The organism is Pseudomonas sp. DL, from assembly GCF_047199225.1.
Classification (GTDB): Bacteria; Pseudomonadota; Gammaproteobacteria; order Pseudomonadales; family Pseudomonadaceae; genus Pseudomonas; species Pseudomonas aeruginosa.
Window position 1 is genome coordinate 5,065,929 of the sequence record NZ_CP178323.1, and the last position, 24,641, is coordinate 5,090,569.

25 protein-coding genes and 1 riboswitch are annotated in these 24,641 nt (G+C 65.1%); of the genes, 10 read left to right on the forward strand and 15 right to left on the reverse strand.

The genetic code is table 11. The features are described from left to right. The first annotated feature begins 150 nt into the window (after positions 1 to 150). The 3 genes from mexV to pncB all read left to right on the forward strand — a co-directional run bounded on the left by mexV (position 151) and on the right by pncB (position 5,722). Complete coding sequence (gene mexV, locus ACI766_RS23670; protein ID WP_003116198.1) at positions 151 to 1,281, forward strand: multidrug efflux RND transporter periplasmic adaptor subunit MexV; 1,131 nt, start codon at positions 151 to 153, stop codon at positions 1,279 to 1,281. 50 nt (positions 1,282 to 1,331) lie between these two features. Beyond that, positions 1,332 to 4,388, forward strand: coding sequence for a multidrug efflux RND transporter permease subunit MexW (gene mexW, locus ACI766_RS23675; protein WP_004348039.1), 3,057 nt, complete (start codon positions 1,332 to 1,334; stop codon positions 4,386 to 4,388). A gap of 137 nt (positions 4,389 to 4,525) precedes the next feature. Continuing rightward, positions 4,526 to 5,722, forward strand: coding sequence for a nicotinate phosphoribosyltransferase (gene pncB / locus ACI766_RS23680; protein WP_003102657.1), 1,197 nt, complete (start codon positions 4,526 to 4,528; stop codon positions 5,720 to 5,722). Between the two features lie 124 nt (positions 5,723 to 5,846). On the opposite strand, the gene ACI766_RS23685 is transcribed toward pncB, so the two are convergent. From ACI766_RS23685 to ACI766_RS23705, 5 genes are all read right to left on the reverse strand, one after another. Continuing rightward, positions 5,847 to 6,089 (reverse strand): hypothetical protein, encoded by a 243-nt coding sequence (locus ACI766_RS23685; protein ID WP_003102660.1) that lies wholly within the window; start codon positions 6,087 to 6,089, stop codon positions 5,847 to 5,849. After that, positions 6,086 to 6,790, reverse strand: a complete 705-nt coding sequence (locus ACI766_RS23690) for a lipopolysaccharide kinase InaA family protein (RefSeq protein WP_003120889.1) — start codon at positions 6,788 to 6,790, stop codon at positions 6,086 to 6,088. Before ACI766_RS23690 ends, ACI766_RS23685 begins: the two co-directional genes overlap by 4 nt. 2 nt (positions 6,791 to 6,792) lie before the next feature. Continuing rightward, on the reverse strand, positions 6,793 to 7,476 hold the full coding sequence (locus ACI766_RS23695; protein WP_003094031.1) for a class I SAM-dependent methyltransferase: 684 nt from the start codon (positions 7,474 to 7,476) through the stop codon (positions 6,793 to 6,795). Between the two features lie 79 nt (positions 7,477 to 7,555). Beyond that, entirely contained in the window at positions 7,556 to 8,836 is a 1,281-nt protein-coding gene (locus tag ACI766_RS23700; RefSeq protein WP_003094037.1) for a sensor histidine kinase, read from the reverse strand. After that, a complete protein-coding gene (locus ACI766_RS23705) occupies positions 8,826 to 9,509 on the reverse strand; it encodes a response regulator transcription factor (protein ID WP_003094039.1) in 684 nt (227 codons plus the stop codon). Before ACI766_RS23705 ends, ACI766_RS23700 begins: the two co-directional genes overlap by 11 nt. Before the next feature lie 216 nt (positions 9,510 to 9,725). On the opposite strand from ACI766_RS23705, the gene ACI766_RS23710 reads away from it, so the two are divergent. After that, positions 9,726 to 10,520, forward strand: coding sequence for a phosphatase PAP2 family protein (locus ACI766_RS23710; RefSeq protein ID WP_003112760.1), 795 nt, complete (start codon positions 9,726 to 9,728; stop codon positions 10,518 to 10,520). Here ACI766_RS23710 and ACI766_RS23715 read toward each other — a convergent pair. Together ACI766_RS23715 and crcB are read right to left on the reverse strand one after the other, a co-directional pair. Then, positions 10,463 to 10,792, reverse strand: coding sequence for a DUF190 domain-containing protein (locus ACI766_RS23715; protein ID WP_003112759.1), 330 nt, complete (start codon positions 10,790 to 10,792; stop codon positions 10,463 to 10,465). The two genes, ACI766_RS23710 and ACI766_RS23715, sit on opposite strands and share 58 nt — an antisense overlap. Before the next feature lie 19 nt (positions 10,793 to 10,811). Continuing rightward, on the reverse strand, positions 10,812 to 11,195 hold the full coding sequence (gene crcB, locus ACI766_RS23720; RefSeq protein ID WP_003094051.1) for a fluoride efflux transporter CrcB: 384 nt from the start codon (positions 11,193 to 11,195) through the stop codon (positions 10,812 to 10,814). A gap of 64 nt (positions 11,196 to 11,259) precedes the next feature. Next, a riboswitch (Fluoride riboswitch) is annotated at positions 11,260 to 11,322 on the reverse strand. A 101-nt stretch (positions 11,323 to 11,423) separates the two neighbouring features. On the opposite strand from crcB, the gene ACI766_RS23725 reads away from it, so the two are divergent. Then, positions 11,424 to 12,110, forward strand: coding sequence for a ParB-like protein (locus ACI766_RS23725; RefSeq protein WP_003102671.1), 687 nt, complete (start codon positions 11,424 to 11,426; stop codon positions 12,108 to 12,110). Positions 12,111 to 12,165: 55 nt separating this feature from the next. On the opposite strand, the gene groL is transcribed toward ACI766_RS23725, so the two are convergent. The 4 genes from groL to ACI766_RS23745 form a co-directional block, all read right to left on the reverse strand. Beyond that, positions 12,166 to 13,809 carry a chaperonin GroEL gene (gene groL, locus ACI766_RS23730; RefSeq protein ID WP_003094059.1) on the reverse strand — a complete coding sequence of 548 codons (1,644 nt, stop codon included), beginning with the start codon at positions 13,807 to 13,809 and terminating at the stop codon, positions 12,166 to 12,168. Positions 13,810 to 13,859: 50 nt separating this feature from the next. Further along, positions 13,860 to 14,153: a co-chaperone GroES gene (locus ACI766_RS23735; protein WP_003094064.1), complete on the reverse strand. Its 294-nt coding sequence runs from the start codon at positions 14,151 to 14,153 to the stop codon at positions 13,860 to 13,862. Between the two features lie 195 nt (positions 14,154 to 14,348). Then, positions 14,349 to 14,816, reverse strand: a complete 468-nt coding sequence (locus ACI766_RS23740; protein WP_003094066.1) for an FxsA family protein — start codon at positions 14,814 to 14,816, stop codon at positions 14,349 to 14,351. Between the two features lie 68 nt (positions 14,817 to 14,884). After that, on the reverse strand, positions 14,885 to 15,619 hold the full coding sequence (locus tag ACI766_RS23745) for a HugZ family protein (RefSeq protein ID WP_003112758.1): 735 nt from the start codon (positions 15,617 to 15,619) through the stop codon (positions 14,885 to 14,887). A gap of 108 nt (positions 15,620 to 15,727) precedes the next feature. Between ACI766_RS23745 and ACI766_RS23750 the strand changes: the two genes are divergently transcribed. Next, positions 15,728 to 16,486: an SDR family oxidoreductase gene (locus tag ACI766_RS23750; protein ID WP_003094072.1), complete on the forward strand. Its 759-nt coding sequence runs from the start codon at positions 15,728 to 15,730 to the stop codon at positions 16,484 to 16,486. 58 nt (positions 16,487 to 16,544) lie between these two features. On the opposite strand, the gene ACI766_RS23755 is transcribed toward ACI766_RS23750, so the two are convergent. After that, positions 16,545 to 17,552 carry a DUF481 domain-containing protein gene (locus ACI766_RS23755; protein ID WP_003120892.1) on the reverse strand — a complete coding sequence of 336 codons (1,008 nt, stop codon included), beginning with the start codon at positions 17,550 to 17,552 and terminating at the stop codon, positions 16,545 to 16,547. A 114-nt stretch (positions 17,553 to 17,666) separates the two neighbouring features. Beyond that, positions 17,667 to 18,668, reverse strand: coding sequence for a DUF481 domain-containing protein (locus ACI766_RS23760; RefSeq protein ID WP_003120893.1), 1,002 nt, complete (start codon positions 18,666 to 18,668; stop codon positions 17,667 to 17,669). Here ACI766_RS23760 and ACI766_RS23765 point away from each other — a divergent pair. Beyond that, positions 18,667 to 19,050 (forward strand): MGMT family protein, encoded by a 384-nt coding sequence (locus tag ACI766_RS23765; protein WP_003112757.1) that lies wholly within the window; start codon positions 18,667 to 18,669, stop codon positions 19,048 to 19,050. The genes ACI766_RS23760 and ACI766_RS23765 overlap by 2 nt on opposite strands. A gap of 42 nt (positions 19,051 to 19,092) precedes the next feature. Beyond that, positions 19,093 to 20,877 (forward strand): MFS transporter AmpG, encoded by a 1,785-nt coding sequence (gene ampG, locus ACI766_RS23770; RefSeq protein ID WP_003094076.1) that lies wholly within the window; start codon positions 19,093 to 19,095, stop codon positions 20,875 to 20,877. A 55-nt stretch (positions 20,878 to 20,932) separates the two neighbouring features. On the opposite strand, the gene ACI766_RS23775 is transcribed toward ampG, so the two are convergent. Then, positions 20,933 to 21,769 (reverse strand): mechanosensitive ion channel family protein, encoded by an 837-nt coding sequence (locus ACI766_RS23775; RefSeq protein WP_003094078.1) that lies wholly within the window; start codon positions 21,767 to 21,769, stop codon positions 20,933 to 20,935. A 232-nt stretch (positions 21,770 to 22,001) separates the two neighbouring features. Continuing rightward, positions 22,002 to 22,481, reverse strand: a complete 480-nt coding sequence (locus ACI766_RS23780) for a YajQ family cyclic di-GMP-binding protein (RefSeq protein ID WP_003106526.1) — start codon at positions 22,479 to 22,481, stop codon at positions 22,002 to 22,004. Between the two features lie 103 nt (positions 22,482 to 22,584). Here ACI766_RS23780 and ACI766_RS23785 point away from each other — a divergent pair, with 103 nt between their 5' ends. Next, on the forward strand, positions 22,585 to 23,685 hold the full coding sequence (locus tag ACI766_RS23785) for a response regulator (RefSeq protein WP_003106524.1): 1,101 nt from the start codon (positions 22,585 to 22,587) through the stop codon (positions 23,683 to 23,685). Positions 23,686 to 23,721: 36 nt separating this feature from the next. Further along, positions 23,722 to 24,633: a putative 2-dehydropantoate 2-reductase gene (locus ACI766_RS23790; RefSeq protein ID WP_003110160.1), complete on the forward strand. Its 912-nt coding sequence runs from the start codon at positions 23,722 to 23,724 to the stop codon at positions 24,631 to 24,633. The last annotated feature ends 8 nt before the right edge of the window (positions 24,634 to 24,641 follow it).

Genomic DNA, 24,641 nt, shown 5'->3' on the forward strand with positions numbered 1-24,641 from the left:
CGCCATACCGGTCCGCGAAAGTCGGAAGCGACCTGCAACACGCTTGAAATCTTTCGCCAATCCTGTGCTTTGACAAGCCTTGAAAGCTGCACGTAATGTGTCGGATTCGCCCCGAAACGGGGCGCTCTCGGCATACCAGGGACCAGGATTATGTTGCTCCGCCGCATGTTGATCATGCTCGCCGCGGTGATCGCCGTGGTGGCGATTCTCGCCGGCTACAAGGTCTACTCCATCCGTCAGCAGATCGCCCTTTTCAGCGCACCGAAACCGCCGATCAGCGTGACCGCCAGCCTGGCCGAAAAGCGTCCCTGGCAGAGCCGCCTGCCAGCCATCGGCAGCCTCAAGGCATTCCAGGGCGTGACCCTCACCGCCGAAGTCTCCGGCACGGTACGCGACGTACTGTTCCTTTCCGGCGACCAGGTGAAGCTGGACCAACCGCTGATCCAGCTGGAAAGCGACGTCGAGGAAGCCACCCTACGCACTGCCGAGGCCGATCTCGGCCTGGCCAGGGCCGAGTACCAGCGCGGCCGCGAACTGATCGGCAGCAAGGCCATCTCGAAAAGCGAATTCGACCGTCTCGCCGCGCAGTGGGCCAAGACCAGCGCCACCGTCGCCGAGCTGAAGGCGGCGCTGGCGAAGAAGCGCGTGCTCGCGCCCTTCGCCGGGACCATCGGCATCCGCCAGGTGGACGTCGGCGACTACGTCTCGCCCGGGACGCCGATCGCCACCTTGCAGGACCTTTCCACCCTGCTCCTGGATTTCCACCTGCCCGAGCAGGACTTCCCCCTGCTCAGCCGCGGCCAGCTGGTGAAGGTCCGGGTCGCCGCCTACCCCGGTCAGGTGTTCGACGCCGAGATCGCCGCCATCAACCCCAAGGTCGACAACGAGACCCGCAACCTGCAGGTCCGCGCTGCCCTGGAGAACCCGGACGGCAAGCTGCTGCCGGGCATGTTCGCCAACCTCGAGGTGATGTTGCCTGGCGAGGAACAACGCGTCGTGGTGCCGGAGACGGCGATCACCTTCACCCTCTACGGCGACTCGATCTACGTCGTCGGGCAGAAGAAGGACGAGCAGGGCCAGGTGTCGAAGGATGACAAGGGCCAGCCGCAACAGGTCGTCGAGCGCCGCTTCGTCAGGATCGGCGAACGCCGCGAAGGCCTGGCGGTGGTGCTCGAAGGCCTGGAGGGCGGCGAGCAGGTAGTGACTTCCGGGCAACTGAAGCTCGACAACGGCGCCGCGGTGGCCATCGTCGCCGAGCGGGACCTCCAGCAAGAGCACTGAGTCGCGCGCCTTCCCGCTCCGTGGCGGAAGGCTTGCCAAGGGACTGAAACATGGCTTTTACCGATCCGTTCATCCGTCGTCCGGTCCTGGCGAGCGTGGTCAGCCTGCTGATCGTCCTGCTCGGCATGCAGGCCTTCAGCAAGCTGGTGATCCGCGAGTATCCGCAAATGGAGAACGCGCTGATCACGGTGACCACGCTCTACGCCGGCGCCAACGCGGAAACCATCCAGGGCTACATCACCCAGCCGCTGCAGCAGAGCCTGGCCAGCGCCGAAGGCATCGACTACATGACCTCGGTGAGCCGGCAGAACTATTCGACCATCTCCATCTACGCGCGGATCGGCGCCAATACCGATCGCCTGGTCACCGAGCTGCTGGCCAAGTCCAACGAAGTGAAGAGCCAGCTGCCGCCGGACGCCGAGGACCCGGTGCTGCAGAAGGAGGCCGCGGACGCCTCGGCGCTGATGTACATCAGCTTCTACAGCGAGCAGATGAACAACCCGCAGATCACCGACTACCTGTCGCGGGTGATCCAGCCCAAGCTGGCGACCCTGCCCGGTATCGCCGAGGCGGAGATCCTCGGCAACCAGGTGTTCGCCATGCGCCTGTGGCTGGACCCGGTGAAGATGGCCGCGTTCGGCGTCACCGCCGGCGAGATCAACCAGGCGGTGCAGCAGTACAACTTCCTCGCCGCCGCCGGCGAGGTGAAGGGCCAGTTGGTGGTCACCAGCGTCAATGCTTCCACCGACCTCAAGTCGCCCCAGGCCTTCGCCGCCATCCCGGTGAAGACCGACGGCGACCGCCGGGTGCTGATGGGTGATGTCGCACGGGTCGAACTGGGCGCCGCCAGCTACGACGCGATCAGTTCGTTCAATGGGATTCCCTCGGTCTACATCGGCATCAAGGGCACGCCCAGCGCCAACCCGCTGGACGTGATCAAGGAAGTGCGGGCGAAGATGCCCGAACTGGAAGAGCAATTGCCGCCCAACCTCAAGGTGTCCATCGCCTACGACGCCACGCGCTTCATTCAGGCCTCCATCGATGAAGTGGTGAAGACCCTCGGCGAGGCGGTGCTGATCGTCATCGTGGTGGTGTTCCTGTTCCTCGGCGCGTTCCGTTCGGTACTGATCCCGGTGGTGACCATTCCGCTGTCGATGATCGGCGTATTGTTCTTCATGCAGGCCATGGGCTACTCGATCAACCTGCTGACCCTGCTGGCGATGGTCCTGGCCATCGGCCTGGTGGTGGACGACGCGATCGTGGTGGTGGAAAACATCCACCGCCACATCGAGGAGGGCAAGCCGCCCTTCGAGGCTGCCCTGGAGGGCGCGCGGGAGATCGCTGTACCGGTGGTCAGCATGACCATCACCCTCGCCGCGGTCTACGCGCCGATCGGCTTCCTCACCGGCCTCACCGGCGCCCTGTTCAAGGAGTTCGCCTTCACCCTGGCCGGCGCGGTGATCATTTCCGGGATCGTCGCCCTGACCCTGTCGCCGATGATGTGCTCGCGCCTGTTGCGCCACGAGGAGAATCCCTCGGGCCTGGCGCATCGCCTCGACCTGATCTTCGAGGGCCTGAAGCGACGCTACCAGCGCGCCCTCCACGGCACCCTGGACACCCGTCCGGTGGTCCTGGTGTTCGCCGTGCTGGTACTGGCGCTGATCCCGGTACTGCTGATGTTCACCAAGAAGGAGCTGGCGCCGGAAGAGGACCAGGGCATCGTGTTCCTCATGACCAACTCGCCGCAAACCGCCAACCTCGACTACCTGAATCGCTACACCGCCGAGTTCGAAGGCATCTTCCGCAGCTTCCCGGAGTATTACTCGGCGTTCCAGATCAACGGCTACAACGGCGTCCAGGCCGGCATCGGCGGCATGCTGCTCAAGCCCTGGGACGAACGCGAAAAGAGCCAGATGGAATTGCTCCATGCGGTGCAGGCGAAGCTCAACGAGATTCCCGGCGTGCAGATCTTCGCCTTCAACCTGCCGTCGCTACCGGGCACCGGCGAGGGCCTGCCATTCCAGTTCGTGCTCAACACCGCCAACGACTACGAGTCGCTGCTGCAAGTGGCGCAACGGGTGAAGCAGCGCGCCAGCGAGTCCGGCAAGTTCGCCTTCCTCGATCTCGACCTGGCGTTCGACAAACCCGAGCTGGTGGTCGACATCGACCGCGAGAAGGCCGCGCAGATGGGCGTCTCCATGCAGGACCTGGGGGTGGCGCTGGCCAGCCTGCTCGGCGAGGGCGAGATCAACCGCTTCACCATCGACGGGCGCAGCTACAAGGTCATCGCCCAGGTCGAACGCCCCTATCGCGACAATCCCGGCTGGCTCGGCAGCTACTACGTGAAGAGCCACAACGGCCAACTGGTCGCCCTCTCGACCCTGATCGAGACCCACGAACGGGCACGGCCACGGCAACTGAACCAGTTCCAGCAGCTCAACTCGGCGATCATCTCCGGCTTCCCCATCGTCAGCATGGGCGAGGCCATCGAGACGGTTCAGCAGATCGCCCGCGAGGAAGCCCCGCGTGGCTTCGCCGTCGACTACGCCGGCGCTTCCCGGCAATACGTGCAGGAAGGCAGCGCATTGCTGGTCACCTTCGGACTGGCCCTGGCGATCATCTTCCTGGTCCTCGCCGCACAGTTCGAAAGCTTCCGCGATCCGCTGGTGATCATGGTCACCGTGCCGCTGTCGATCTGCGGTGCGCTGATACCGCTGTTCCTCGGCGTGTCGAGCCTGAACATCTATACCCAGGTCGGCCTGGTGACACTGATCGGCCTGATCAGCAAACACGGCATCCTGATCGTCGAGTTCGCCAACCAGTTGCGCCACGAACAGGGGCTGGGGCGTCGCGAGGCCATCGAGCAGGCCGCCGCGATCCGCCTGCGGCCAGTACTGATGACCACCGCGGCTATGGTGCTCGGGGTGATCCCGCTGATCCTCGCCACCGGCGCCGGGGCGGTCAGTCGCTTCGACATCGGCATCGTGATCGCGACCGGCATGTCGGTGGGCACCCTCTTCACCCTGTTCGTCCTGCCGTGCATCTACACCCTGGTGGCCAGGCCGGATGCCCCGCCAGGCGTGACGCAAGCGGCAAACGCACACTGATCGGAAACGGCGGACAGCGACAACAGCGCTGTCCGCCGGCGCTGTCGCCCCATCCCACAGCCCTCCGGGCGCGATCCTATGTCCGCCGGCAGCCGCCTCCAGTAGACTGCCCGCTGAAACGCAGTGGTGAGACGAGCATGGCCGAGAGCGCTTTTTCCGAACGTATCGTGCAGAACCTGCTGGATACCGACTTCTACAAGCTGACCATGATGCAGGCGGTGCTGCACAACTATCCCAACGCCGAGGTGGAGTGGGAGTTCCGCTGCCGCAACCAGGAAGACCTGCGCCTGTACCTGCCGGCCATCCGCGAACAACTGGAATACCTGGCGGGCCTGGCGATCAGCGACGAGCAACTGGCCTTCCTCGAACGGATTCCCTTCCTCGCGCCGGACTTCATCCGCTTCCTCGGGTTGTTCCGCTTCAACCCGCGCTACGTGCAGACCGGCATCGAGAACGACGAATTCTTCCTGCGCCTGAAAGGTCCCTGGCTGCACGTGATCCTCTTCGAAGTGCCGCTGCTGGCGATGATCAGCGAGGTGCGCAACCGCGCCCGCTACCCGGCCGCCACCGTCGAGCAGGCGCGCGAACGCCTGCAGGAAAAGTTCGATTGGCTGCGCCGGGAGGCCAGCGCCGAGGAACTGGCCGGCTTCAAGATGGCCGACTTCGGTACCCGCCGCCGCTTCTCCTATCGGGTCCACGAGGCGGTGGTGAGCGGTCTGAAGGAGGACTTTCCGGGCTGCTTCGTCGGCACCAGCAACGTCCACCTGGCACGCAAGCTCGACCTCAAGCCCCTCGGCACCATGGCCCACGAATGGCTGATGGCCCACCAGCAGCTCGGTCCGCGCCTGATCGACAGCCAGAGTGCCGCGTTGGACTGCTGGGTCCGCGAATACCGTGGGCTGCTCGGCATCGCGCTGACCGACTGCATCACCACCGATGCCTTCCTGCGCGACTTCGACCTCTATTTCGCCAAGCTCTTCGACGGCCTCCGCCACGACTCGGGCGACCCATTGCTGTGGGCGGAAAAGACCATCGCCCACTACCTCAAGCTGGGCATCGACCCGCTGACCAAGACCCTGGTGTTCTCCGACGGCCTCGACCTGCCACGGGCCCTGAAGATCTATCGCGCGCTGCAGGGCCGGATCAACGTCAGCTTCGGCATAGGCACGCATTTCACCTGCGACCTGCCGGGCGTCGAGCCGATGAACATCGTGGTGAAGATGAGCGCCTGCAACGGCCATCCGGTGGCGAAGATCTCCGATACGCCCGGCAAGGCGCAATGCCGGGACCCTGACTTCATCCACTACCTCAAGCACGTGTTCCAGGTCGCCTAGGGCAAGCCTGGCGCGCCGCGGCAAGGTGGCGCATGAGGCCTGGTCCTTATTCGGCCCATGCCTCCGACGATCTCATCGCCCATGAAAAAGCCCCGCCAAGGCGGGGCTTTTTCGACAAGGAGACTCAGCGCGACAGGCTGGCTCCCCCCTGGGAAAGACCGAACATCAGCAGCAGGATGTCCTTGTTCGGCTGGACCTCCTGGCGCGTCGGCCGCTCGGCCTTGAGCGCCGAAGGCGTCGGGCAGTACTCATGACCGCCGCTCATCTGCACCACGTTCGGCGCGGGTTCGTGCCAGGCGGCAGCCGCGGCTGTAGCCACGGCGAGAGCGCCGACCAGCAACAAACCTCGAGTGATTTCTAATTTCATGTCTGCAACCCTTTGATGGCGCTGCCAAACGCCGTCTGGTAACCATAGATGAAGGCTTGCCACTGCGCGCCAGTCCACGACGAACGGCGCTTCAACTGCTTCAGGTCGTGCTGGGACGCCTTGTTCACCGTAAGGCGGCGGCGGCTCTTCTCCAGGTCGATCAGCGCTACTTCGATGGCCTCACCCTCGACGCGGACGAAGATGTGCTTCGGATAGAGACAACCGTGCTGCCAGTGGGCGAGATTCATCCGGGCAATGGTAGCGCCGATTTGTTGCAGAATTCTTTGGTGCTTCGCTTCGCCCCAGCGGTCCTGGTCACCGCGCGCATAGCACTCGTCGAGGCTGGAGAAACCCTCCAGGGCTTCGGTCACCAGCAGCGCCTGCCATTGCCCGTCGACCTTGCGGCAGCCGGAATAGATCAGGCGCGGCACGCGTATACCGAGCGACTCGAAGGCCCGTAGCGCATCGCGCTCGCGCATGGCGGTGGGATAGCCGAAAGGGCGCTGCCAGTCGCGGTAGACGTGGCCGGTCTGCTGCTTGCGATAGAGCAGCCGTCCATCGCCGGTGTACACCCGCTGCACGCCGCTCGCCCCGCCGCGGCGCTCGTTGGGCTCCTCGACCCAGCTGCCGGGTACCTGCAACCACTGGTCGATGGCGGAGTCGCCGGAGATACGTTGCAGGGATGCCAGATCGGGAGCCATCGTTATTCCTTTCGCAAGATATAGACCCGCCACATGTGATACAGCGGGATGAAATCGAGATGCTTCTGGACGACGAAGCCGGCGTCGCGGAACTCGCGCTCGACCGTTTCGGCTGGTAATACGAAGCGGTTCTGGTAGCCGGTCTGTTCCCCGTTCGCTACCCGCCGTGCCTCCATGCGCCTACGCTTCCAGGCCTTGAAATTGCCATCGACCCAGAGGGAAAGGATCACGCTGTCCCGCGTGACCCGGTGAAACTCGCGGAGCAGGACGCGTCGATCGTCCGCCTCGCCGATGTGGTGGAGCAGCCGCATGCAGAAGATATTGTCCACCGAGCTGTCCGGCAGGTCGATGGCGAAAGCGGAAGTCTGCAAGGGCCGTACCCGTTTCACCACACCGTCCGGCTGGCCGGCGCAGGCGACCGCCAGCATGTCCGCGGAATTGTCGGCGCCGATGATCACCCGGTTGTCCTTTTCCGCCAGCAGCGGCCAGAAGCGTCCGGCGCCGCAGGGCAGGTCGAGCACCAGGTTGGGCTGCCCCGCGAGCTTCAGCGCGTGCCGGGCGAGTTGGACGTCGCGCCGGTGGGAAAGTTTCCGGGCGAGGCCGTCCTGATGCTTCTTCAGGTAGGCCTCAGCATGCTCGCGATCATACTTGTGAGAAAAGTCGAGGTCGACAGGCGGATTGTTCATGACGGGAACTCCAGGATTCATGAGACGAACGGTATGAATCCAGCCGTCAAGCTCGGGTCAAGGGGTGGTGAATTTTTCGTCAAGCAACATCGAGTAAAACTTCGAACCGGCAGCCGTGCGGCTCCACCGCGCTGAGGGTTACGCTCCAGCCCTCGGCCGCGCAGATCCGCTTCACCAGCGAGAGCCCGAGGCCAAGGCCTTCGCCGCGCCCGGAGCTGGAACTGCCGCGAACGAAGGGCATGAAAATGCGTTCGCGTTGTTCTTCCGGGACGCCCGCCCCGGTGTCCTCGACGCTGAAACCATGCTCGTCGAGGGTCAGCGTGATGCTCCCGGCATCGGTGTAGTGGGTCGCGTTGCGCAACAGGTTGCCCATCACCGCGCGCAGCAGTGGCGCGTTGAACTGGCCGGCGCAGGCGCCTTCGTTGCGGTAGTGCAGGGTCAGTCCTCGCGCTTCGACCTGTTCGCGCCAGACCTGGACCAGGTCGTCGGCGATGCTCTCCAGGCTACCGTGGGGCGCCAGGCTTTCCTCGCCCTTCTGCGCACGCGCCAGCAACAGGAAGGTTTGCACCAGGTCGCGCATCTCCTCGGTGGCCTTGGTCATCCGCTCCAGTTGGCCACGGGCGCGCGGGCCGAGGCTGGGTTCTTCGGCCAGCAGTTCGCATGAGGTGGCGATGACCATCAACGGCGTACGCAACTCATGACTGACGTCGCTGGTGAACAATTGCTCGCGCTTGAGCGCGTCGCGCAGGCGGCCAAGGGTCTCGTCGAAGGAAGCGGCCAGCTCGCCGACCTCGTCGTTGGCGTAGTCCGGCGCCAACGGCGGCGCCAGACCGAGCAACTGTTCGCGATGCCGCACCTGGCGCGCCAGGCGCACCACCGGCTCCATCACCTTGCGCGCGAGCATCCAGCCAAGCAGGCCGGCCAGGGCGATGCTCAGCACGTAGCCGGTCAGCACCGAGGCGTAGAGCACCTGCTCGCGCGCTTCGAAATCGCTCTGGTCCTGCAGCAGGACGAAGCGGCGACCATCGATGTCGCGCACCAGCGCATGGAACGACAAGTCGCCCTCGAACACTTCGTGGAAACCGACATCCAGTTGGTCCAGCGCCGGCGGCATGGCGTAGGAGCCCTGGCCGTCGCTGATGAAGAAGCGCATGCCGGGATCGAGCACCGGGTTGCGTCCCTGGGCCAGGTCGTCGCGCAGGATGCGCTCCAGCTCGCCGCCCAGGTCGCGGGAAATCAGGCGCTCCTCGATGATGTGGACCACGCCGACGATGCCGGCGGAGAACAGTCCCCCCACGGCGACCGTCATCAGCATGAAGGCGATGACGATCCGGCGGGCGAGGCTCTGCTTATACTCCATTCGGCTCCTCCGCCAGGCGGTAGCCGACGCCATGCACCGTATGCAGCAAGGCCACGGAGAATGGCTTGTCGATCACCTGACGGAGTTGATGGACGTGGCTGCGCAGGCTGTCACTGTCCGGGCAGTCGTCGCCCCAGACCGCTTCTTCCAGGGCATCCCGGCGCACCACATGGGGGCTCTTCTGCATCAGCACTGCGAGCAGCTTTAGGCCGATCGGATTGAGCTTGAGCGACTTGCCCGCGCGCTTGACCTCCAGGGTGTCCAGGTCATAGCTGAGATCGGCCACGCTCAGCTCGCGGCGGCCGCCACCCTGGGCGCGACGCAGCACCGCCTCGATGCGTGCGGAAAGTTCGGAAAGGGCGAAGGGCTTGACCAGGTAATCGTCGGCTCCGGAACGAAACCCCTGCAGGCGATCGTCCAACTGGTCGCGGGCGGTGAGCATGATCACCGGGGTGTCGCGCCGTGCGTCTTCGCGCAGGCGCCGGCACAGGGCATAGCCGTCGATTCCCGGCAGCATCACGTCGAGCACGATCAGGTCGTAGTGCTCGGTGGCCGCCAGGTGCAGGCCGGACAGCCCGTCCTGCGCGCAATCCACGGTATAGCCCTTGAGCGACAGGTAATCGGCCAGGTTGGCCAGGATGTCGCGGTTGTCTTCGACCACCAGTATTCGCATGTCCCACTCCTTCGCAGGAAGACCGATTGAGCGCCTCTCGCGCATTTACGGATTCTTCACCGGCGATTCACACCGGCTCTACGCTCGCCACCAGAGACTGCATGGCGTCTTCCATGGCCGCCGATCATAGCGGCTTTGCGGATGCGCACGAACCCCGGCGGTGGATTTAACCAGCGTCGAAGTCAAGAGAACGTCAACGCCAGCGTTGGAGATCGCATGACCCAGGCCGCCGTCCATTCCCCTTCCCGTCCATTCAACCCCTGGCTGTTCCTCGCCCTGCCGCTGGGCCTGGCGGCACTGCTGCTGGCCTTCGAGCCGGTGACCCTCGACCTCGCCCTGGCCAACCTGATGTACGACCCGGGCGCCGGCTTCATCGGCCGGCACAGTTGGTTCCTGGAGAACATCCTGCACGACCGGGTCAAGCAACTGGTGATCGCCATCAGCGTCCTCGGCCTGCTGGTCTCCATCGCCGGACTGTTCCACCGGCCATGGCGCGCACTGAGCAGGCCGCTGGCCTATGTGTTCCTCGCCATGAGCCTTGCAGCCAGCATAGTCACTCCGCTCAAGGCGCTCACCGCCGTGCAGTGCCCCTGGAGCCTGGCGCAGTTCGGCGGCGAGGAAACCTATAGTTCGCTGCTCAGCCCACGGCCGCCGACCGAGCACCCCGGACGCTGCTGGCCGGGCGGGCACGCATCGTCCGGATTCGTCCTGTTCGCGCTGTTCTTCGCCCTGCGCGACCGCAAGCCCAGGCTGGCGCGCTACGCCCTGGCCTTCGCCTTCGCCATGGGCTGTCTGCTATCGCTGTCGCGCATGCTGCAAGGTGCGCACTTCCTCTCGCACAACCTGTGGACGATGCTGTTCGACTGGCTGATCTGCCTCGGCCTGTACCGCCTGATGCTCTACCGACCGGAGACGCGGGGACAGCGCAACGGCGGCGCCGACGAAAACCGCGTTCAGGAAGACGATTCGTCCGCTCCCAGCACGCCGAACTCGATGGGCACCTTCATGTAGAACAGCCGCACGCCGGCCTGGCGGATCGACTCGAACAGCCGTTCTGACTGCTCGGGATCGACCGCCATGAGGATTTCCTGCGGCTGGTCGGCCAGCTCGAAGAAGTGCATCGAATGCAGCCGGCCGCTCTGGCCGAAGCCTTCGCTGGCAGCCAGCGCGGTGGCACCGCGCACGCCCAGGCGGCGCGCCTCTTCCAGCAGCCAGTCGCAGATCGGCTGGCCCTGGTGGCGGCGCCCCTGCTGGGTGATGAAGGTCAGTTGATAGCCTTGCATGGTCGGTCCTCCCGCTGCGCTATTTGCCCAGCATCCAGTTCATCGAGAACAACCCCAGCAGGGTCATCAGCAACGAGCCGCTGACGTGCGTCGCGATGGCCCCGGCGGCCCAGCCCAGGCGGCCCTCCTGAAGCAGGCTGACGACCTCGGCGGAAAAGGTGGAGAAAGTGGTCAGGCCGCCGCAGAACCCGGTGATGATCAGTAGCCGCCATTCCGGAGCGATGCCCGGCGCCTGGGCGAAATAGGCAATCGCCGCGCCGATGACATAGCCGCCGACCAGGTTGGCCAGCAGCGTGCCGGGGGGAATGCTGGGCAGCAGGCTGTTCAGCTTGAGCCCGAGGAACCAGCGCAGCAACGCCCCCAGGGCGGCGCCGAGGGCGATAGCGAGAATGGATTTCCACATAGTCCTGTCCTTGTAGGAGCGATTCGGACAGGCGGCAGGCGAGCGCCTACGCGCCTTTCCAGGTTCATGCGTAGGCATCATCAGCCCCAGGGGCGGTTGAAGGAGGAATGCCATCTCCTGTCGGCAAGATTGGCACAAAGCGAGGCACCTATCAAAGGCCGGAGTACGCCGGATCGCCCGAAGCGTGCCAGTCTAGGGAACCTTTCCCCTTCCTTCGCCGGAGCCCCCATGCGCCCAGTCCTGCTGCTTTGTTGCCTGTTCCTGTCCGCCACCGCCCAGGCCGAGGATTGCTCGCCGCAAACCTCTGTCGGTAGCTGGTGCGAGCTGCCGCTCGCGGCCCTCCACCCGACCCAGCAGAATGTCGGCCTGCTGCAGGTCGAGGATGACCAGGCCAAGCTCGCCGGGAAGAAGCCCAAGGCTCTCGAGCGCTACTTGCGCAAGAAGGAGATTCCGGTGGTGATCGGCCCCGGCGGCCGCTTCTACCTCACCGATCGCCATCACCTGAGTAGCGCGCTCTGGCGCCTGGACCCGAAACAGGGCGTGCCGGTGAAGGTGATCGGCCGGCTACCCCAGGCCAGCGACTTCTGGGAGAAGATGCAGGAAAACCACTGGGTCTGGCTGCACGATGCGCGTGGCGCGGAGATCCCGCCCGAGGCCCTGCCGGACGCTCTCGCCGGGCTTGGCGACGATCCCTACCGCGCCCTGGCCGGCTACGCCGAGGACGAGAACGCCTTCGACAAGGATCGGCAGAGCTATTTCATCGAATTCCACTGGGCGCGCTATTTCGGCGAACGCATGCACTGGCGGCCGATCAGCCGCGCCACTCTGCCCGACGACCTGAAGCAGGCACTGCGCCTGGCCTGCGAACCGGCGGCAAGGGAGCTGCCGGGCTACCGCCAGGACTGCCCGCACTGAGGAATAAAAAAGCCCCGCCGAAGCGGGGCTTTTCCAACCACAGGGGCCGGTCGGCTTACATCATGCCGCCCATGCCGCCCATGCCGCCCATGTCAGGCATGCCGCCCATGGCCGGCTTGTCTTCCACGATCTCGGCAACCATGGCTTCGGTGGTGATCATCAGACCGCCGATGGAGGCCGCAGCCTGCAGAGCGGAACGAGTGACCTTGGCCGGGTCCAGGATGCCCATCTCGATCATGTCGCCGTACACGCCGGTAGCAGCGTTGAAGCCGTAGTTGCCGGAACCCTGCTTGACCTTGTCGACCACTACGCTCGGCTCGTCGCCGGCGTTGGCCACGATCTGGCGCAGCGGCGATTCGACGGCGCGACGCAGCAGGGCGATACCGACGTTCTGCTCCTCGTTGTCACCCTTCAGGCCTTCGATGGCTTGCAGGGCACGAACCAGGGCTACGCCGCCGCCGGGAACCACGCCCTCTTCCACCGCTGCACGGGTAGCGTGCAGGGCGTCTTCGACGCGGGCTTTCTTCTCTTTCATCTCGACTTCGGTGGCAGCGCCTACCTTGATCACGGCAACACCGCCGGCCAGCTTGGCCAGGCGCTCTTGCAGCTTCTCGCGGTCGTAGTCGGAAGTGGTTTCCTCGATCTGCTTGCGGATCTGCAGGACGCGGGCTTCGATATCAGCCTGCACACCGGCGCCATCGATGATGGTGGTGTTTTCCTTGTTGATCACGACGCGCTTGGCGTTGCCCAGGTGCTCCAGGGTAGCGCCTTCCAGGCTCAGGCCGACTTCTTCGCTGATCACGGTACCGCCGGTGAGGATGGCGATGTCCTGCAGCATGGCCTTGCGGCGGTCGCCGAAGCCCGGAGCCTTGACAGCCGCGACCTTGACGATGCCACGCATGTTGTTCACCACCAGGGTGGCCAGGGCTTCGCCCTCGACGTCCTCGGCGACGATCAGCAGCGGACGGCCGGCCTTGGCGACGGCTTCCAGCACCGGCAGCATTTCGCGGATGTTGGAGATCTTCTTGTCGACCAGCAGCAGCAGCGGGCTATCCAGCTCGGCGGCCATGGTGTCCGGCTTGTTCACGAAGTAGGGGGACAGGTAGCCGCGATCGAACTGCATGCCTTCGACGACGGACAGTTCGTTTTCCAGGCCCGAGCCTTCCTCGACGGTGATCACGCCTTCTTTACCGACTTTTTCCATGGCTTCGGCAATGATCTGGCCGATGGACTCGTCGGAGTTGGCGGAGATGGTGCCTACCTGGGCGATGGCCTTGGTGTCGGCGCAGGGCTTGGCCAGCTCTTTCAGCTGGGCGACGATGGCCACGGTGGCCTTGTCGATGCCACGCTTCAGGTCCATCGGGTTCATGCCGGCGGCAACGGCCTTCAGGCCTTCGTTGACGATGGCCTGGGCCAGGACGGTCGCGGTGGTGGTGCCGTCACCGGCAGCGTCGTTGGCCTTGGAGGCAACGTCTTTCACCAGTTGCGCGCCCATGTTCTCGAACTTGTCTTTCAGCTCGATTTCCTTGGCGACGGAAACGCCGTCCTTGGTGATGGTCGGAGCGCCGAAGGACTTGTCCAGAACCACGTTGCGGCCTTTCGGGCCGAGGGTGGCCTTGACGGCATCGGCCAGCACGTTCACGCCGACCAGCATTTTCTTGCGAGCGGAATCGCCGAACTTAACTTCTTTGGCAGCCATGTTCTCTTTCCTCTAAATCGAATTCGGTGAAAACGGAGTGGTGAGACCGATCAGTCTTCCAGGACGGCGAGGATTTCGGACTCGCCCATCACCAGCAGTTCCTCGCCATCGACCTTGATGGCGTTGCTGCCGGAGTAAGGCCCGAAGACCACCTTGTCGCCCACCTTCACTGCCAGAGCGCGCACTTCGCCGTTGTCCAGTACACGACCGGTACCTACGGCTACCACTTCACCGCGGTTCGGCTTCTCGGCGGCGGAACCCGGCAGCACGATGCCGCCTGCGGTCTTGGTCTCTTCCTCGCTGCGACGGATAACGACGCGATCATGCAGAGGACGAAGCTTCATAGTCGTAACTCTCCCAAACAGTGGTTTCCAACGGCCGGATCGAAGTCCGGCGGGTTTTGTTGAAGCCGGCGTTGCCGGGTTGCGACTCGACGCGCGAGCCGCGTAAGACAGCCTGCCCTTGTGGCAGGGACCTTGCGGTGACCGTTACATAAGGTCGCCACAAGCCATTTCAAGGGCATGCAGTGAAATTTTTTTTCAGTTGCGCGAATCGTCGCGGCGCTCGTACTCGCCCTCGATGACGTTCGGCCGCGACGGACCCTGTCCGTAGCGGGCGTTCAGGTCGTCGGCGAAGGCGCGCCGGCGCAGCGCCTGCTGTTCGACGCGGCGGCGCAGGCCGCCGAGCATCAGGCGACGGGTGAAAGGAATCAGGCAGAGGATGCCGAAGATGTCGCTGATGAAACCCGGCAGCATCAGCAGGCCGCCGCCGACGGCGATCAACAGGCCTTCGAGCATTTCCTGCTCCGGCAGTTCGCCACGGGCCAGTCGTTCGCGGGCGCGCCAGGCGGTGGCCACGCCGGCCACGCGCAACAATGCGGCACCGATGAAGGCGCTGGCGACGATCAGGAACAGGGTCCAGCCGACCCCGATGACACTGCCGACCTTGATCAGGACGGCCAGCTCGACCAGCGGGAAGAGCAACAGCAGAAAGAGGAAAGCGCGCATTTCAGAGTCCTTGGCGGGGCCCGTTTGCCCCCGGTACCACCAGTAGTTGGCGCCAGCCGGGGAAGAATTCAACCCTGCTCCGGCTCGACGGTAGGCCAGCGCTCGGCCCTGGCCAATTGCACCAGCGCCTGGCGCACGGCCCCGGGGTTGCCGCAGGCGGCGGGGAACGGCAGCCAGTGCAGGCCCTGGCCGATGCGCAGGTGGAAACCTTCTGTATCAATTCCCGCCAGCTGCGCCGCGGCATGCGCCGGCAGTCCGGCCAGTTCCACATAGTGGGCGATGGCGGCGGCGTGGTCGCTGTTCATGTGCTCGACCATGCCGCGCTCGGCTTCTCCGGCGAACGGATTGGCCAGCGGCACGCGCTCGGCGGCCAGCCAGTGGATCGCGCCGAAACCGCCGATGAAACGCCACTGGACCGGCTGCAGCACCCAGAAGTCGAAATCGTGGACCCGATGGTAGTCGGCGGACTCGGGGAAATAGCGGTAGTAACGCTCGGCCGCCGCGGCGACCTCCTCCTCCGCCAATTGCCGCGCCTCGGCCAGCAGGGTGAGGCGGCCGACAGCCTGGATATCCTCGGCGCCGCGCTCGCCTACCAGCATCGAGCAGCGCGGGTCCGCCTGCAGGTTGTGGGTGTGCTGGGCGATCCGGCTGATCAGGATCAGCGGCCGGCCTTCGGCATCCAGGCAATAGGGAACCACCGAGCCGAAAGGAAAGCCCGGCCATTTCTTCGAGTGGGTGGAAAGGACCGCACGGTATTCCTTGAGCAGCAATTCTCGGGCATTCTTTGCAGCTTCAACGCTCAATTTATGACTCCTTGCATAGAATCCGTCGTAAACGGACGGGCATATCAAAGTACGTTCGCAGGTGCCGGCAAGGTCCGCTTCCAGAAACTGCTCGTGGGGTTCCAAGCAATGCAATTGAAAGACAAGGTCATCATCATCACCGGCGGCTGCCAGGGGCTCGGTCGGGCAATGGGCGAATATCTCGCCGGCAAGGGCGCCAGGCTGGCCCTGGTCGATCTCAACCGCGAACGTCTCGACGAAGCCGTCGCTGCCTGCAAGGCCGCCGGCGGCGACGCTCGCGCCTACGTGTGCAACGTGGCGGACGAGGAACAGGTTACCCACATGGTGGCCCAGGTCGCCAGCGACTTCGGCGCGATCAACGGCCTGGTCAACAACGCCGGCATCCTCCGCGACGGCCTGACCATCAAGGTCAAGGACGGCCAGTTGAGCAAGATGAGCCTGGCCCAATGGCAATCGGTGATCGACGTCAACCTCACCGGTGTGTTCCTCTGCACCCGCGAAGTGGCGGCGAAGATGATCGAGCTGAAGAACGAAGGCGCGATCGTCAACATTTCCTCGATCTCCCGCGCCGGCAACATGGGCCAGGCCAACTACTCGGCAGCCAAGGCCGGGGTGGCCGCGGATACCGTGGTCTGGGCGAAGGAACTGGCGCGCTACGGCATCCGCGTGGCCGGCGTAGCGCCGGGCTTCATCGAGACCGAGATGACCGCCGGGATGAAACCCGAGGCGCTGGAGAAGATGACCGCCGGCATCCCCCTCAAGCGTATGGGCAAGCCGGTGGAGATCGCCCACTCGGTGGCCTACATCTTCGAGAACGACTACTACACCGGCCGCGTTCTCGAACTGGACGGCGGCCTGCGCCTGTAGGCCCCGGCCCCGCAAGGAAAAAGCCCCGCTATCGCGGGGCTTTTTCGTGCAGGCCGGCTTACCAGCCGACCCCGAGGCCGAAGGTATAGCGGCGCTGGTTGACGTTGCCGTCGTTGCCGCTGAACTTGTCCCATTCCGCCTTCATGCTCAGCGAAGCCCAGCTGGTCAGCTTGTAGCGGATCCCCGCCTCGGTCTGCAGCTCGTAGTCCAGGCCGGATTGCAGCGGCTTGCTGACCTCGCCGTTGGTGAACAGCTCGAACTGCTTGGCCAGCAGGTAGCGGTTGTAGTCCCACTTGAAGCTCGACGAATAGAAGTGCTCCTTCTCGCCATCGGCGAACTCGTAGTCGTTGCGGTTGACCAGGGTGGCGATGGAGAACGCGCCCAGCTCGTTGTCCCAGAACTGGTAGCCGGGGCCGGTACCGACGGTACGCTTCTTCGCCAGGTCCTCGATCATGTCGCGCTTGTAGGCGACCTGGCCCTGCCAGAACCAGTGGTCGTCGATGAAGCGGTCCAGCGCGTACTGGCCGGAATAATTGTCGGTGCTGACCTGGCCGTTCTTCTTCTCGCGGTTGTACTCGCCCTGCACGTTGTGGCGCCAGAGTCCGTGGCGGGCGTTGGTCTTGAAATCGATGTCGTAGTCGGACACATCGTTCTCGGCCTGCTTGCGGTCCAGCGAGAAATCGACGTTGCCGTTCCATACCCAGTCCTGGAGGATCGGCTTGGGCGGCATCATCTGCTGGATGCTGGCCAGCTCCACGGTCTTCGGCTCGCCGTTGACCAGGGTCACCTGGCCCGGCCCGGCGGCCTTGATGCCCTTGGAGTGCTCGCCAGTCTCGGCATCCTGCTTGACCAGCAGGTTCTGCTCGCTCTCGAAGGTGGAGATCTTGTCCCACTTGAGCGTGATGTCGCCGCCATAGTCGGTCTTCAGCAGCAGCTTGCCGCCGTCGAACAGGGTGATCTTGCCGGTAAGGCGGTCACCGTTCTTCATCCAGACCGTATCGGCAAGGGCAGAGGTGGAACTTGCAAGGGCAGCGAGGCACAGCAGGATTCTCGACAACATGAGCACAAATCAACTGAGTTGGGTTCGAAGAGGCCGGCATTATCCAAATGCCGGGCGGCAGAGCAAGGACCGGGGCACGGGCGGTAAAGTTCAGCCGGATCGACCGAAAGGTGAGCCGCGTCACCAGCCGACGCCGACCCCGATCAGGTAATGCCGGTCGGACTGGGTGCCCCCCTCGGTGCGCAACTGGTCCAGTTCATAGAGGAACGAAAGACGCGCCCAACTGTTCAGGCGATAGCGCAGGCCGTATTCGCTGTCGAGCAGGTAGTCGATCCGCTCGATGCCGGGAACCAGCACGGTCCCCTTGCTGTACAGCTCCAGCCGGGTGCCGGCGAGCAGCCGCTTGTAGTCCCACTCCAGCGAATAGGAGGTGAAATCCTCGCGCGGCTGATCGCGCCACTCCAGTTGCCAGCGACTGATCTCGGCGACCAGGTCGAAACGCCCGAGTTCGTCGTCCCAGAACTGGTAGCCGGGGCCGGTTCCCAGCGCGCTCTGGCGCTCCAGGTTGTCGATCGCATCGTGCTTCTGCGAATAGCTGCCGCGCCAGAACCAGTGTTCGTCGAAGAAGCGATCGAGGTCGTAGTCCAGCTCCCAGTTGTCCTCGACCTTGCGCCCGTCCTTCTTTTCCCGCTCCACTTCCCCCGCCAGCACGTGGCGCCAGGCACCGTGGCGAAGCCGGGTATCGCCCTTGAGCTTCCATTCGTCCTTGTCGCTGTCGTTGCGCTTGCTATCCAGCTTGACGTCGAGATTGCCCTCCCAGACCAGGTCCTCCACCAGCGGTCGCGGCGGCACCATCTGGCGAATACTGGCCAGCGGGACGGTATGGCTGCCGCCATCGACGATCCGCACCATGCCCTTGCCCGCCGCCTCCAGGGTTCGGCTACGCTGCCCGGATACGCCCTGCTGCTTGATCAGCAGGGGTTTGTCGGAACTGATGGTGTCGATATCCTTCCAATCGATCAGCACCTGGCCGGCATAACGGGTCTTCAGCGCCAGCTTGCCGCCGTCCATCAGCACGATCTCGCCGGACAGGCGGTCGCCGTTGTCCAGCCATACGGTGTCGGCCAGCGCGGGGCCGGCCAGGAGCATCACGACGATTGAACAGAGGGCTCTGAGCGACATGGGCGTTCACAAGGCGGACAGGAAAGGGAAAACCGATGAGCATGCATGGGCCGGCAGCGACCCGGCAAGTGCCCAGGCGCGCCGCGAGGCCCTGTACCTGGTGCTGGCGCAGGTGCCGCCGGGGCAGGTGGTCAGCTACGGGCAACTGGCCGAACTGGCCGGCCTAGGCCGCGCCGCCCGCTGGGTCGGCAGGACGCTCAGCCAGTTGCCGGTGGATACCCGCCTGCCCTGGCATCGGGTTCTCGGCGCCGGCGGTCGCATCAGCCTGCCGGCGGACAGTCCCGGCGGTCGCGAACAACGCGCACGCTTGCGCGAGGAAGGCGTTCTCCTGCACAACGACAGGGTGGACATACGTCGGCATGGCTGGCTTACAGCGAAGTAGAGCGGTTAGAGTGCGCGTTATTTTTTGCGGAACGGTTACCCCATGACTCAGCAATCCTGGCGAGAGGCCCTGGTCGCCTACAAGTCTCCCGCCAGCCTGGCCCTCCTGCTGCTCGGCTTCGCCGCCGGCCTGCCGACCATGCTGGTGTTCAACACCCTGTCGGTGTGGCTGCGCGAAGCCGGCGTGGCGCGGGATACCATCGGTTTCGCCAGTTGGCTGGGGCTGGTGTACGCCTTCAAGTGGGTCTGGTCGCCGATGCTCGACCAGTGGCGCCTGCCCTTCGTCGGCCGTCTCGGCCGGCGCCGTTCCTGGCTGGTGTTCTCGCAGGTGCTGATCGCCCTGGGACTGCTCGGCATGGCCCTGTGCAATCCGCAGAGCCACCTGCCCTGGCTGATCGGCCTGGCCCTGCTGGTGGCGTTCGCCTCCGCCACCCAGGACATCGCGATCGACGCCTACCGCCTGGAAATCGCCGAGGATAGCCGCCAGGCCGCCCTCGCTGCCTGCTACATGACCGGCTACCGCGCGGCGATCCTGCTGGCCAGCGCCGGCGCGCTGATTCTCGCCGAATGGTTCGGCTCCACCAGCCTCAACTACAGCCAGTCGGCCTGGGGCCTGACCTATGCGTTGTTCGCCCTGCTGATCCTGCCTGGGCTGGTCACCAGCCTGCTGATCCGCGAGCCGGCGGTGGACGTGCCGATCCACGTCAACCCGTCGCGTTTCGACTTCAACCACCAACTGCTCTCGGTGCTCCTGCTGTTGATCCTGCTGATCTCGCTGCCGGCGATGATCACCGCCCTCCTCGACCGCGCCTGGCCGCGCGCCGGCCTCTACGCGCTGCTCATGGGGATCTGCCTGTCGCCGTGGGGACGCCAGCAGATCCGCCCGGTCCGCGAACTGCTCGCCACCGTGCGCAGGCCGCTGCTGGTGGCGGCGCGCGGCAAGGAAGTGCCGCTGTTCGATTTCGTCCACCAGGCGGTCTCGGTGATGGTGCTGATCATCCTCCTCGTCACCGTCACCGCCATGTGCCGCGCCTACTACTCCGGCGCCTGGCCGCGCGGCACGCTGTTCCTGCTGATCGCCGCGTCCTGCCTGTCGGCACCCGGACGCCTGCTGATGGCCCCCGTGCTGACGCCGATCACCGAGTTCGTCCAGCGCTATCGCTGGCAGGCCCTGCTGCTGCTCGGCCTGATCTCCACCTATCGCCTGTCGGACACGGTGATGGGGGTGATGGCCGGGGTCTTCTACATCGACATGGGCTTCTCCAAGGAAGTCATCGCCAGTGTCAGCAAGGTCTTCGGCGTACTCATGACCCTGATCGGCGCCGCCGCCGGCGGGGTGCTGATCGCCCGCTTCAGCATTCTCTCCATCCTGTTCATCGGCGGTGCCGCTTCGGCTGCCACCAACCTGCTGTTCGCCATGCTCGCCCAGCTCGGCCCGCTGCACGCCGAGGCCCTGCCCAGCCATGACGTGATCAGCCTGGTGATGGCGCTCGAGCCGCACGTGCTGATGCTGGTGATGACCATCACCCTCGACAACTTCAGCGGCGGCCTCGCCGCCTCGGCCTTCGTCGCCTACCTGTCGAGCCTGACCAACCTGAAGTTCTCCGCCACCCAGTACGCCATGCTCAGCTCGACCATGCTCCTGCTGCCGCGCTTCATCGGCGGCTACTCCGGAACCATGGTCGAGAGCCTCGGCTACGAGCACTTCTTCTACGTCACCGCGGTGATGGGCATTCCCACCCTGCTGCTGATCGGCTGGTTGTGGCTGCGCCGCGCGCCGTCCAGCGAGACGCCGGCGCCGGGACACCAGAACGCCGAGCAGCACTGAGGCGAGAATGAAAAAGGCCGGCATTCGCCGGCCTTTTTCGTGGATCGCACGGACTTCAGTCGGCCATCGCGCCCTGCACAACCTTGACCACCCGCTGCGGGAAGGGAATGCCGATACCTTCCTTGCCCAGCGCGTCGCGGGCCTTTTCGTTGAACATGAACATCACGTCCCAGTAGTCGGCGTTCTTCACCCAGACCCGCAGGGACAGGGTAATCGCGCTTTCGCCGAGATTGGAAACCACCGCCACCGGTGCCGGGTCCTTCAGAACCCGCGGATCGTCGGCCATGGCCAGGAGAATGTTCTGCGCATTCTTCAGATCGGCGTCGTAGTCGATGCCGACGTCGAAGATCACCTTGCGCAGCGGCTCGGCGGAGTAGTTGGTCACCGTTCCGTTGGACAGCGCCCCGTTGGGCACGATGATCCGCTTGTTGTCGCCGCTACGCAGCACGGTGTGGAAGATCAGGATCGAATCCACGGTGCCGGCCACGCCCTGTGCCTCGATCCAGTCGCCGACCTTGAACGGGCGGAACAGCAGGATCAGCACGCCGCCGGCGAAGTTAGCCAGGCTGCCCTGCAGGGCCAGGCCGATGGCCAGGCCGGCGGCGCCGATGGCGGCGACGAAGCTGGTGGTCTGGATGCCGATCATGGAAGCCACGCTGACCACCAGCAGGATCTTCAGGACGATGCTCACCAGGCTGCCGACGAAGCCTTGCAGGGTGCGGTCGACGCTGCGCCTGGCGAGCAGGCCGCCGACCCGGCCGGTCAGGGTGTTGATCAGCCACCAGCCGATCGCCAGGGTCAGCAGCGCCAGGGCGACCTTGCCGCTGTACTCCAGCACGATCGGCAGCCAGGACTCGGTCTGCTGCACCAGTCGGTCGTAGTTCAATTCCATGCATTACCTCCATTTCTCGAAAAAACACCCCTCCCTTCCGCAACGGAAACGGGACGGGCTTGCAGATTCCTGCCCGGACGCCGTGGGGCGACGTTTCCGGGCCTGGATACGAATCGGCGCAGCGCGGACGAACCGACGCTGCGCCGACAGGGGCGGACAACGCGGGAGAGGTCGCGGCGGCGCTACTCCCTATTGCGATGCCCGGGATGGCGAGAGGTTCCGAAAAACCTCGTCAATCGCGGAAGTTGGTGAACTGCAACGGCATGCCGAGGGATTCGCCGCGCAGCAGGGCGATGGCCTCCTGCAGATCGTCACGCTTCTTGCCGGTGACGCGCACCTGCTCGCCCTGGATGGCGGCCTGGACCTTGAGCTTGCGCTCCTTGATCAGACCAACGATCTTCTTCGCCAGGTCCTTGTCGATGCCCTCGCGGAAGTTGACGTCCTGCTTGACCACCTTGCCCGACGGGTAGGCATCCTTGATCTCCATGCACTGGCTGTCGACCTTGCGCTTGACCAGGTTGGAACGCAGGATGTCGAGCATCTGCTCGAGCATGAAATCGGCTTCGGCGGTGAGGGTCACCGACTTGTCCTTGGCTTCGAAACTGCATTTGCCTTTCAGGTCGAAACGGCGATCCAGTTCCTTGATGGCGTTGTCCACGGCGTTGGTCAACTCGTGTTTGTCCAGTTCGGACACCACGTCGAACGAAGGCATGTCATCTCTCCAGATGGACGGCGCGACAGGGTTCACAGACGGAACCGCGCCTGGCTTGACGGTAAAAAATGCCCGCCCATTATAACCGAGCCCTAGCGAGCGAATGCCCGCCGGTGTGGCGGAGACCGACGATTTCTTCCCGATGGCGCGCGCGACCGCGGCCGGGACCCGGCCTCCCGCGACGAACCGGGCCCTTGCCGGCAGCGTACCGGCGCCCATCCTCTTCTCGAGTCCGTTCATGCCCAACCCCGATCTCAGCATCCTGGTCGTCGACGACGCCAAGTTTTCCAGCGCCATGATCGGCCGCGCCCTCAGCCAGGCCGGCTACCAGGACATCCGCTTCGCCAGCAGCGCCAGCGAGGCCCTGCAGCAGCTCGAACAACGCCCGGTCAGCGTGCTCCTGGCCGACTGGCTGATGCCGGAGATGGACGGCCTGGAACTGACCGCCCGGGTCCGCCAACTGGACGAAAGCATCAACCACTACACCTACATCGTCCTGCTCACCGGCAAGGAAGGCGAGAACGTCCTCGGCGAGGCCTTCGACCGCGGCGTCGACGACTTCGTCAGCAAGGCCGCGATGAACGAGCAACTGGTGCCGCGCATCTACGCAGCCGACCGCCTGTGCAACACCCTGCAACGGTTGCTGGTGGAAAACCGCCTGCTCACCGAAAACATCGCGCGGATGGAAGAACGCAACCTGGTGGATACCCTCACCGGCCTCGGCAATCCCCGCTACCTGCGACAGAAGCTGGCCGACAGCCTGCGCCAGGTGGAAACCCGCGGTGGAGCGCTGTGCTACCTGCTGGTCGGCATGCCCGAGGCACCGGTCCTGCGCCAGCGGCACGGCGAGGCCTTCCATCGCGAGCTGCTGCTCGGCGTGGCCAGGCGCCTGCAACAGCTGGTCCGGCCGCTGGACGTGCTGGTGCGCCTGGACGAGCAGCATTTCGCCCTGATCACCCTGGTGGAGGACCTGCACGAATGCTCGTCGAGCAGCTTCAAGCGGCTGCACGACGGGCTCAACCTGAAGGCCTTCAAGACCAGCGAAGGCTTCATCAGCCTGAAAGCCGGCATCGCCATGCTCGGCCTCGACAGCGGGGCATTGCCGCTGGGCATCGACGAACTGCTGCAGCGCACCGAGGCCCTGTTGCCCGATGCCTATGCCAGCGGCAGGATCGCAACCTGCCGGCTACCGGCACTGCGCTAGACTTCGCTCTATCGTCAGCCATTCGCAGTAGCCACCATGACCTGGCATATCCTCGGCGCCGGTAGCCTCGGCAGCCTATGGGCCGCGCGCCTCGGGCGCGCCGGCCTGCCCGTCCGCCTGATCCTGCGCGACCGCCAGCGCCTGCGCCGCTACCAACAGGCCGGCGGACTGAGCCTGGTGGAAGACGGCCAGGCCAGCCTCTACCCGATCGCCGCGGAAACCCCGGACGGCGGGCAACCCATCCAGCGCCTGCTGCTGGCCTGCAAGGCCTACGACGCGGAGGAAGCCGCCTCCAGCGTGGCCCATCGCCTGGCCGGCAACGCCGAACTGCTGTTGCTGCAGAACGGCCTGGGCAGCCAGCAGGCGGTCGCCGCCCGCCTGCCGCGCAGCCGCTGCCTGTTCGCCTCCAGCACCGAAGGCGCGTTCCGCGATGGCGATTTCCGCGTGGTCTTCGCCGGCCGCGGGCACACCTGGCTCGGCGATCCGCGCGACACAAGCGCCCCCGCCTGGCTGGCGCAGCTGTCCCAGGCCGGGATCCCGCACAGCTGGAGCGACGACATCCTCGAACGGCTGTGGCGCAAGCTGGCCCTGAACTGCGCGATCAACCCGCTGACCGTCCTCCACGATTGCCGCAACGGCGGCCTGCGGCAGCACCCGGAAGAGATCGCCGCGCTTTGCGACGAACTCGGCCAGTTGCTCCACGCCAGCGGCTACGACGCCGCCGCCAGGAGCCTGCTGGAGGATGTCCGGGCGGTGATCGACGCCACCGCGGCCAACTATTCCTCGATGCATCAGGACGTCACCCGCGGCCGGCGCACGGAAATCGGCTACCTGCTCGGCTACGCCTGCCAGCACGGGCAGCGCCTGGGACTACCGCTGCCGCGCCTGGGAACCTTGCTCGCCCGCCTCCAGGCCCATCTGCGCCAGCGCGGTTTGCCCGACCGCTAAAGCGCGTT

Excerpts from the sequence above, each read along its gene's own strand:
- pncB (WP_003102657.1), top strand. The coding sequence starts at position 4,526 with ATGGCCGAGAGCGCTTTTTCCGAACGTATCGTGCAGAACCTGCTGGAT.
- ACI766_RS23740 (WP_003094066.1), bottom strand. The coding sequence starts at position 14,816 with ATGCGCGCTTTCCTCTTTCTGCTGTTGCTCTTCCCGCTGGTCGAGCTG.
- ACI766_RS23785 (WP_003106524.1), top strand. The coding sequence starts at position 22,585 with ATGCCCGCCGGTGTGGCGGAGACCGACGATTTCTTCCCGATGGCGCGC.
- ACI766_RS23715 (WP_003112759.1), bottom strand. The coding sequence starts at position 10,792 with ATGCAAGGCTATCAACTGACCTTCATCACCCAGCAGGGGCGCCGCCAC.
- ampG (WP_003094076.1), top strand. The coding sequence starts at position 19,093 with ATGACTCAGCAATCCTGGCGAGAGGCCCTGGTCGCCTACAAGTCTCCC.
- mexW (WP_004348039.1), top strand. The coding sequence starts at position 1,332 with ATGGCTTTTACCGATCCGTTCATCCGTCGTCCGGTCCTGGCGAGCGTG.
- crcB (WP_003094051.1), bottom strand. The coding sequence starts at position 11,195 with ATGTGGAAATCCATTCTCGCTATCGCCCTCGGCGCCGCCCTGGGGGCG.
- ACI766_RS23695 (WP_003094031.1), bottom strand. The coding sequence starts at position 7,476 with ATGAACAATCCGCCTGTCGACCTCGACTTTTCTCACAAGTATGATCGC.
- ACI766_RS23760 (WP_003120893.1), bottom strand. The coding sequence starts at position 18,668 with ATGTCGCTCAGAGCCCTCTGTTCAATCGTCGTGATGCTCCTGGCCGGC.
- ACI766_RS23705 (WP_003094039.1), bottom strand. The coding sequence starts at position 9,509 with ATGCGAATACTGGTGGTCGAAGACAACCGCGACATCCTGGCCAACCTG.
- ACI766_RS23750 (WP_003094072.1), top strand. The coding sequence starts at position 15,728 with ATGCAATTGAAAGACAAGGTCATCATCATCACCGGCGGCTGCCAGGGG.
- ACI766_RS23790 (WP_003110160.1), top strand. The coding sequence starts at position 23,722 with ATGACCTGGCATATCCTCGGCGCCGGTAGCCTCGGCAGCCTATGGGCC.
- ACI766_RS23775 (WP_003094078.1), bottom strand. The coding sequence starts at position 21,769 with ATGGAATTGAACTACGACCGACTGGTGCAGCAGACCGAGTCCTGGCTG.
- ACI766_RS23685 (WP_003102660.1), bottom strand. The coding sequence starts at position 6,089 with ATGAAATTAGAAATCACTCGAGGTTTGTTGCTGGTCGGCGCTCTCGCC.
- ACI766_RS23700 (WP_003094037.1), bottom strand. The coding sequence starts at position 8,836 with ATGGAGTATAAGCAGAGCCTCGCCCGCCGGATCGTCATCGCCTTCATG.
- ACI766_RS23725 (WP_003102671.1), top strand. The coding sequence starts at position 11,424 with ATGCGCCCAGTCCTGCTGCTTTGTTGCCTGTTCCTGTCCGCCACCGCC.
- ACI766_RS23765 (WP_003112757.1), top strand. The coding sequence starts at position 18,667 with ATGGGCGTTCACAAGGCGGACAGGAAAGGGAAAACCGATGAGCATGCA.
- ACI766_RS23735 (WP_003094064.1), bottom strand. The coding sequence starts at position 14,153 with ATGAAGCTTCGTCCTCTGCATGATCGCGTCGTTATCCGTCGCAGCGAG.
- ACI766_RS23780 (WP_003106526.1), bottom strand. The coding sequence starts at position 22,481 with ATGCCTTCGTTCGACGTGGTGTCCGAACTGGACAAACACGAGTTGACC.
- ACI766_RS23710 (WP_003112760.1), top strand. The coding sequence starts at position 9,726 with ATGACCCAGGCCGCCGTCCATTCCCCTTCCCGTCCATTCAACCCCTGG.
- groL (WP_003094059.1), bottom strand. The coding sequence starts at position 13,809 with ATGGCTGCCAAAGAAGTTAAGTTCGGCGATTCCGCTCGCAAGAAAATG.
- ACI766_RS23690 (WP_003120889.1), bottom strand. The coding sequence starts at position 6,790 with ATGGCTCCCGATCTGGCATCCCTGCAACGTATCTCCGGCGACTCCGCC.
- mexV (WP_003116198.1), top strand. The coding sequence starts at position 151 with ATGTTGCTCCGCCGCATGTTGATCATGCTCGCCGCGGTGATCGCCGTG.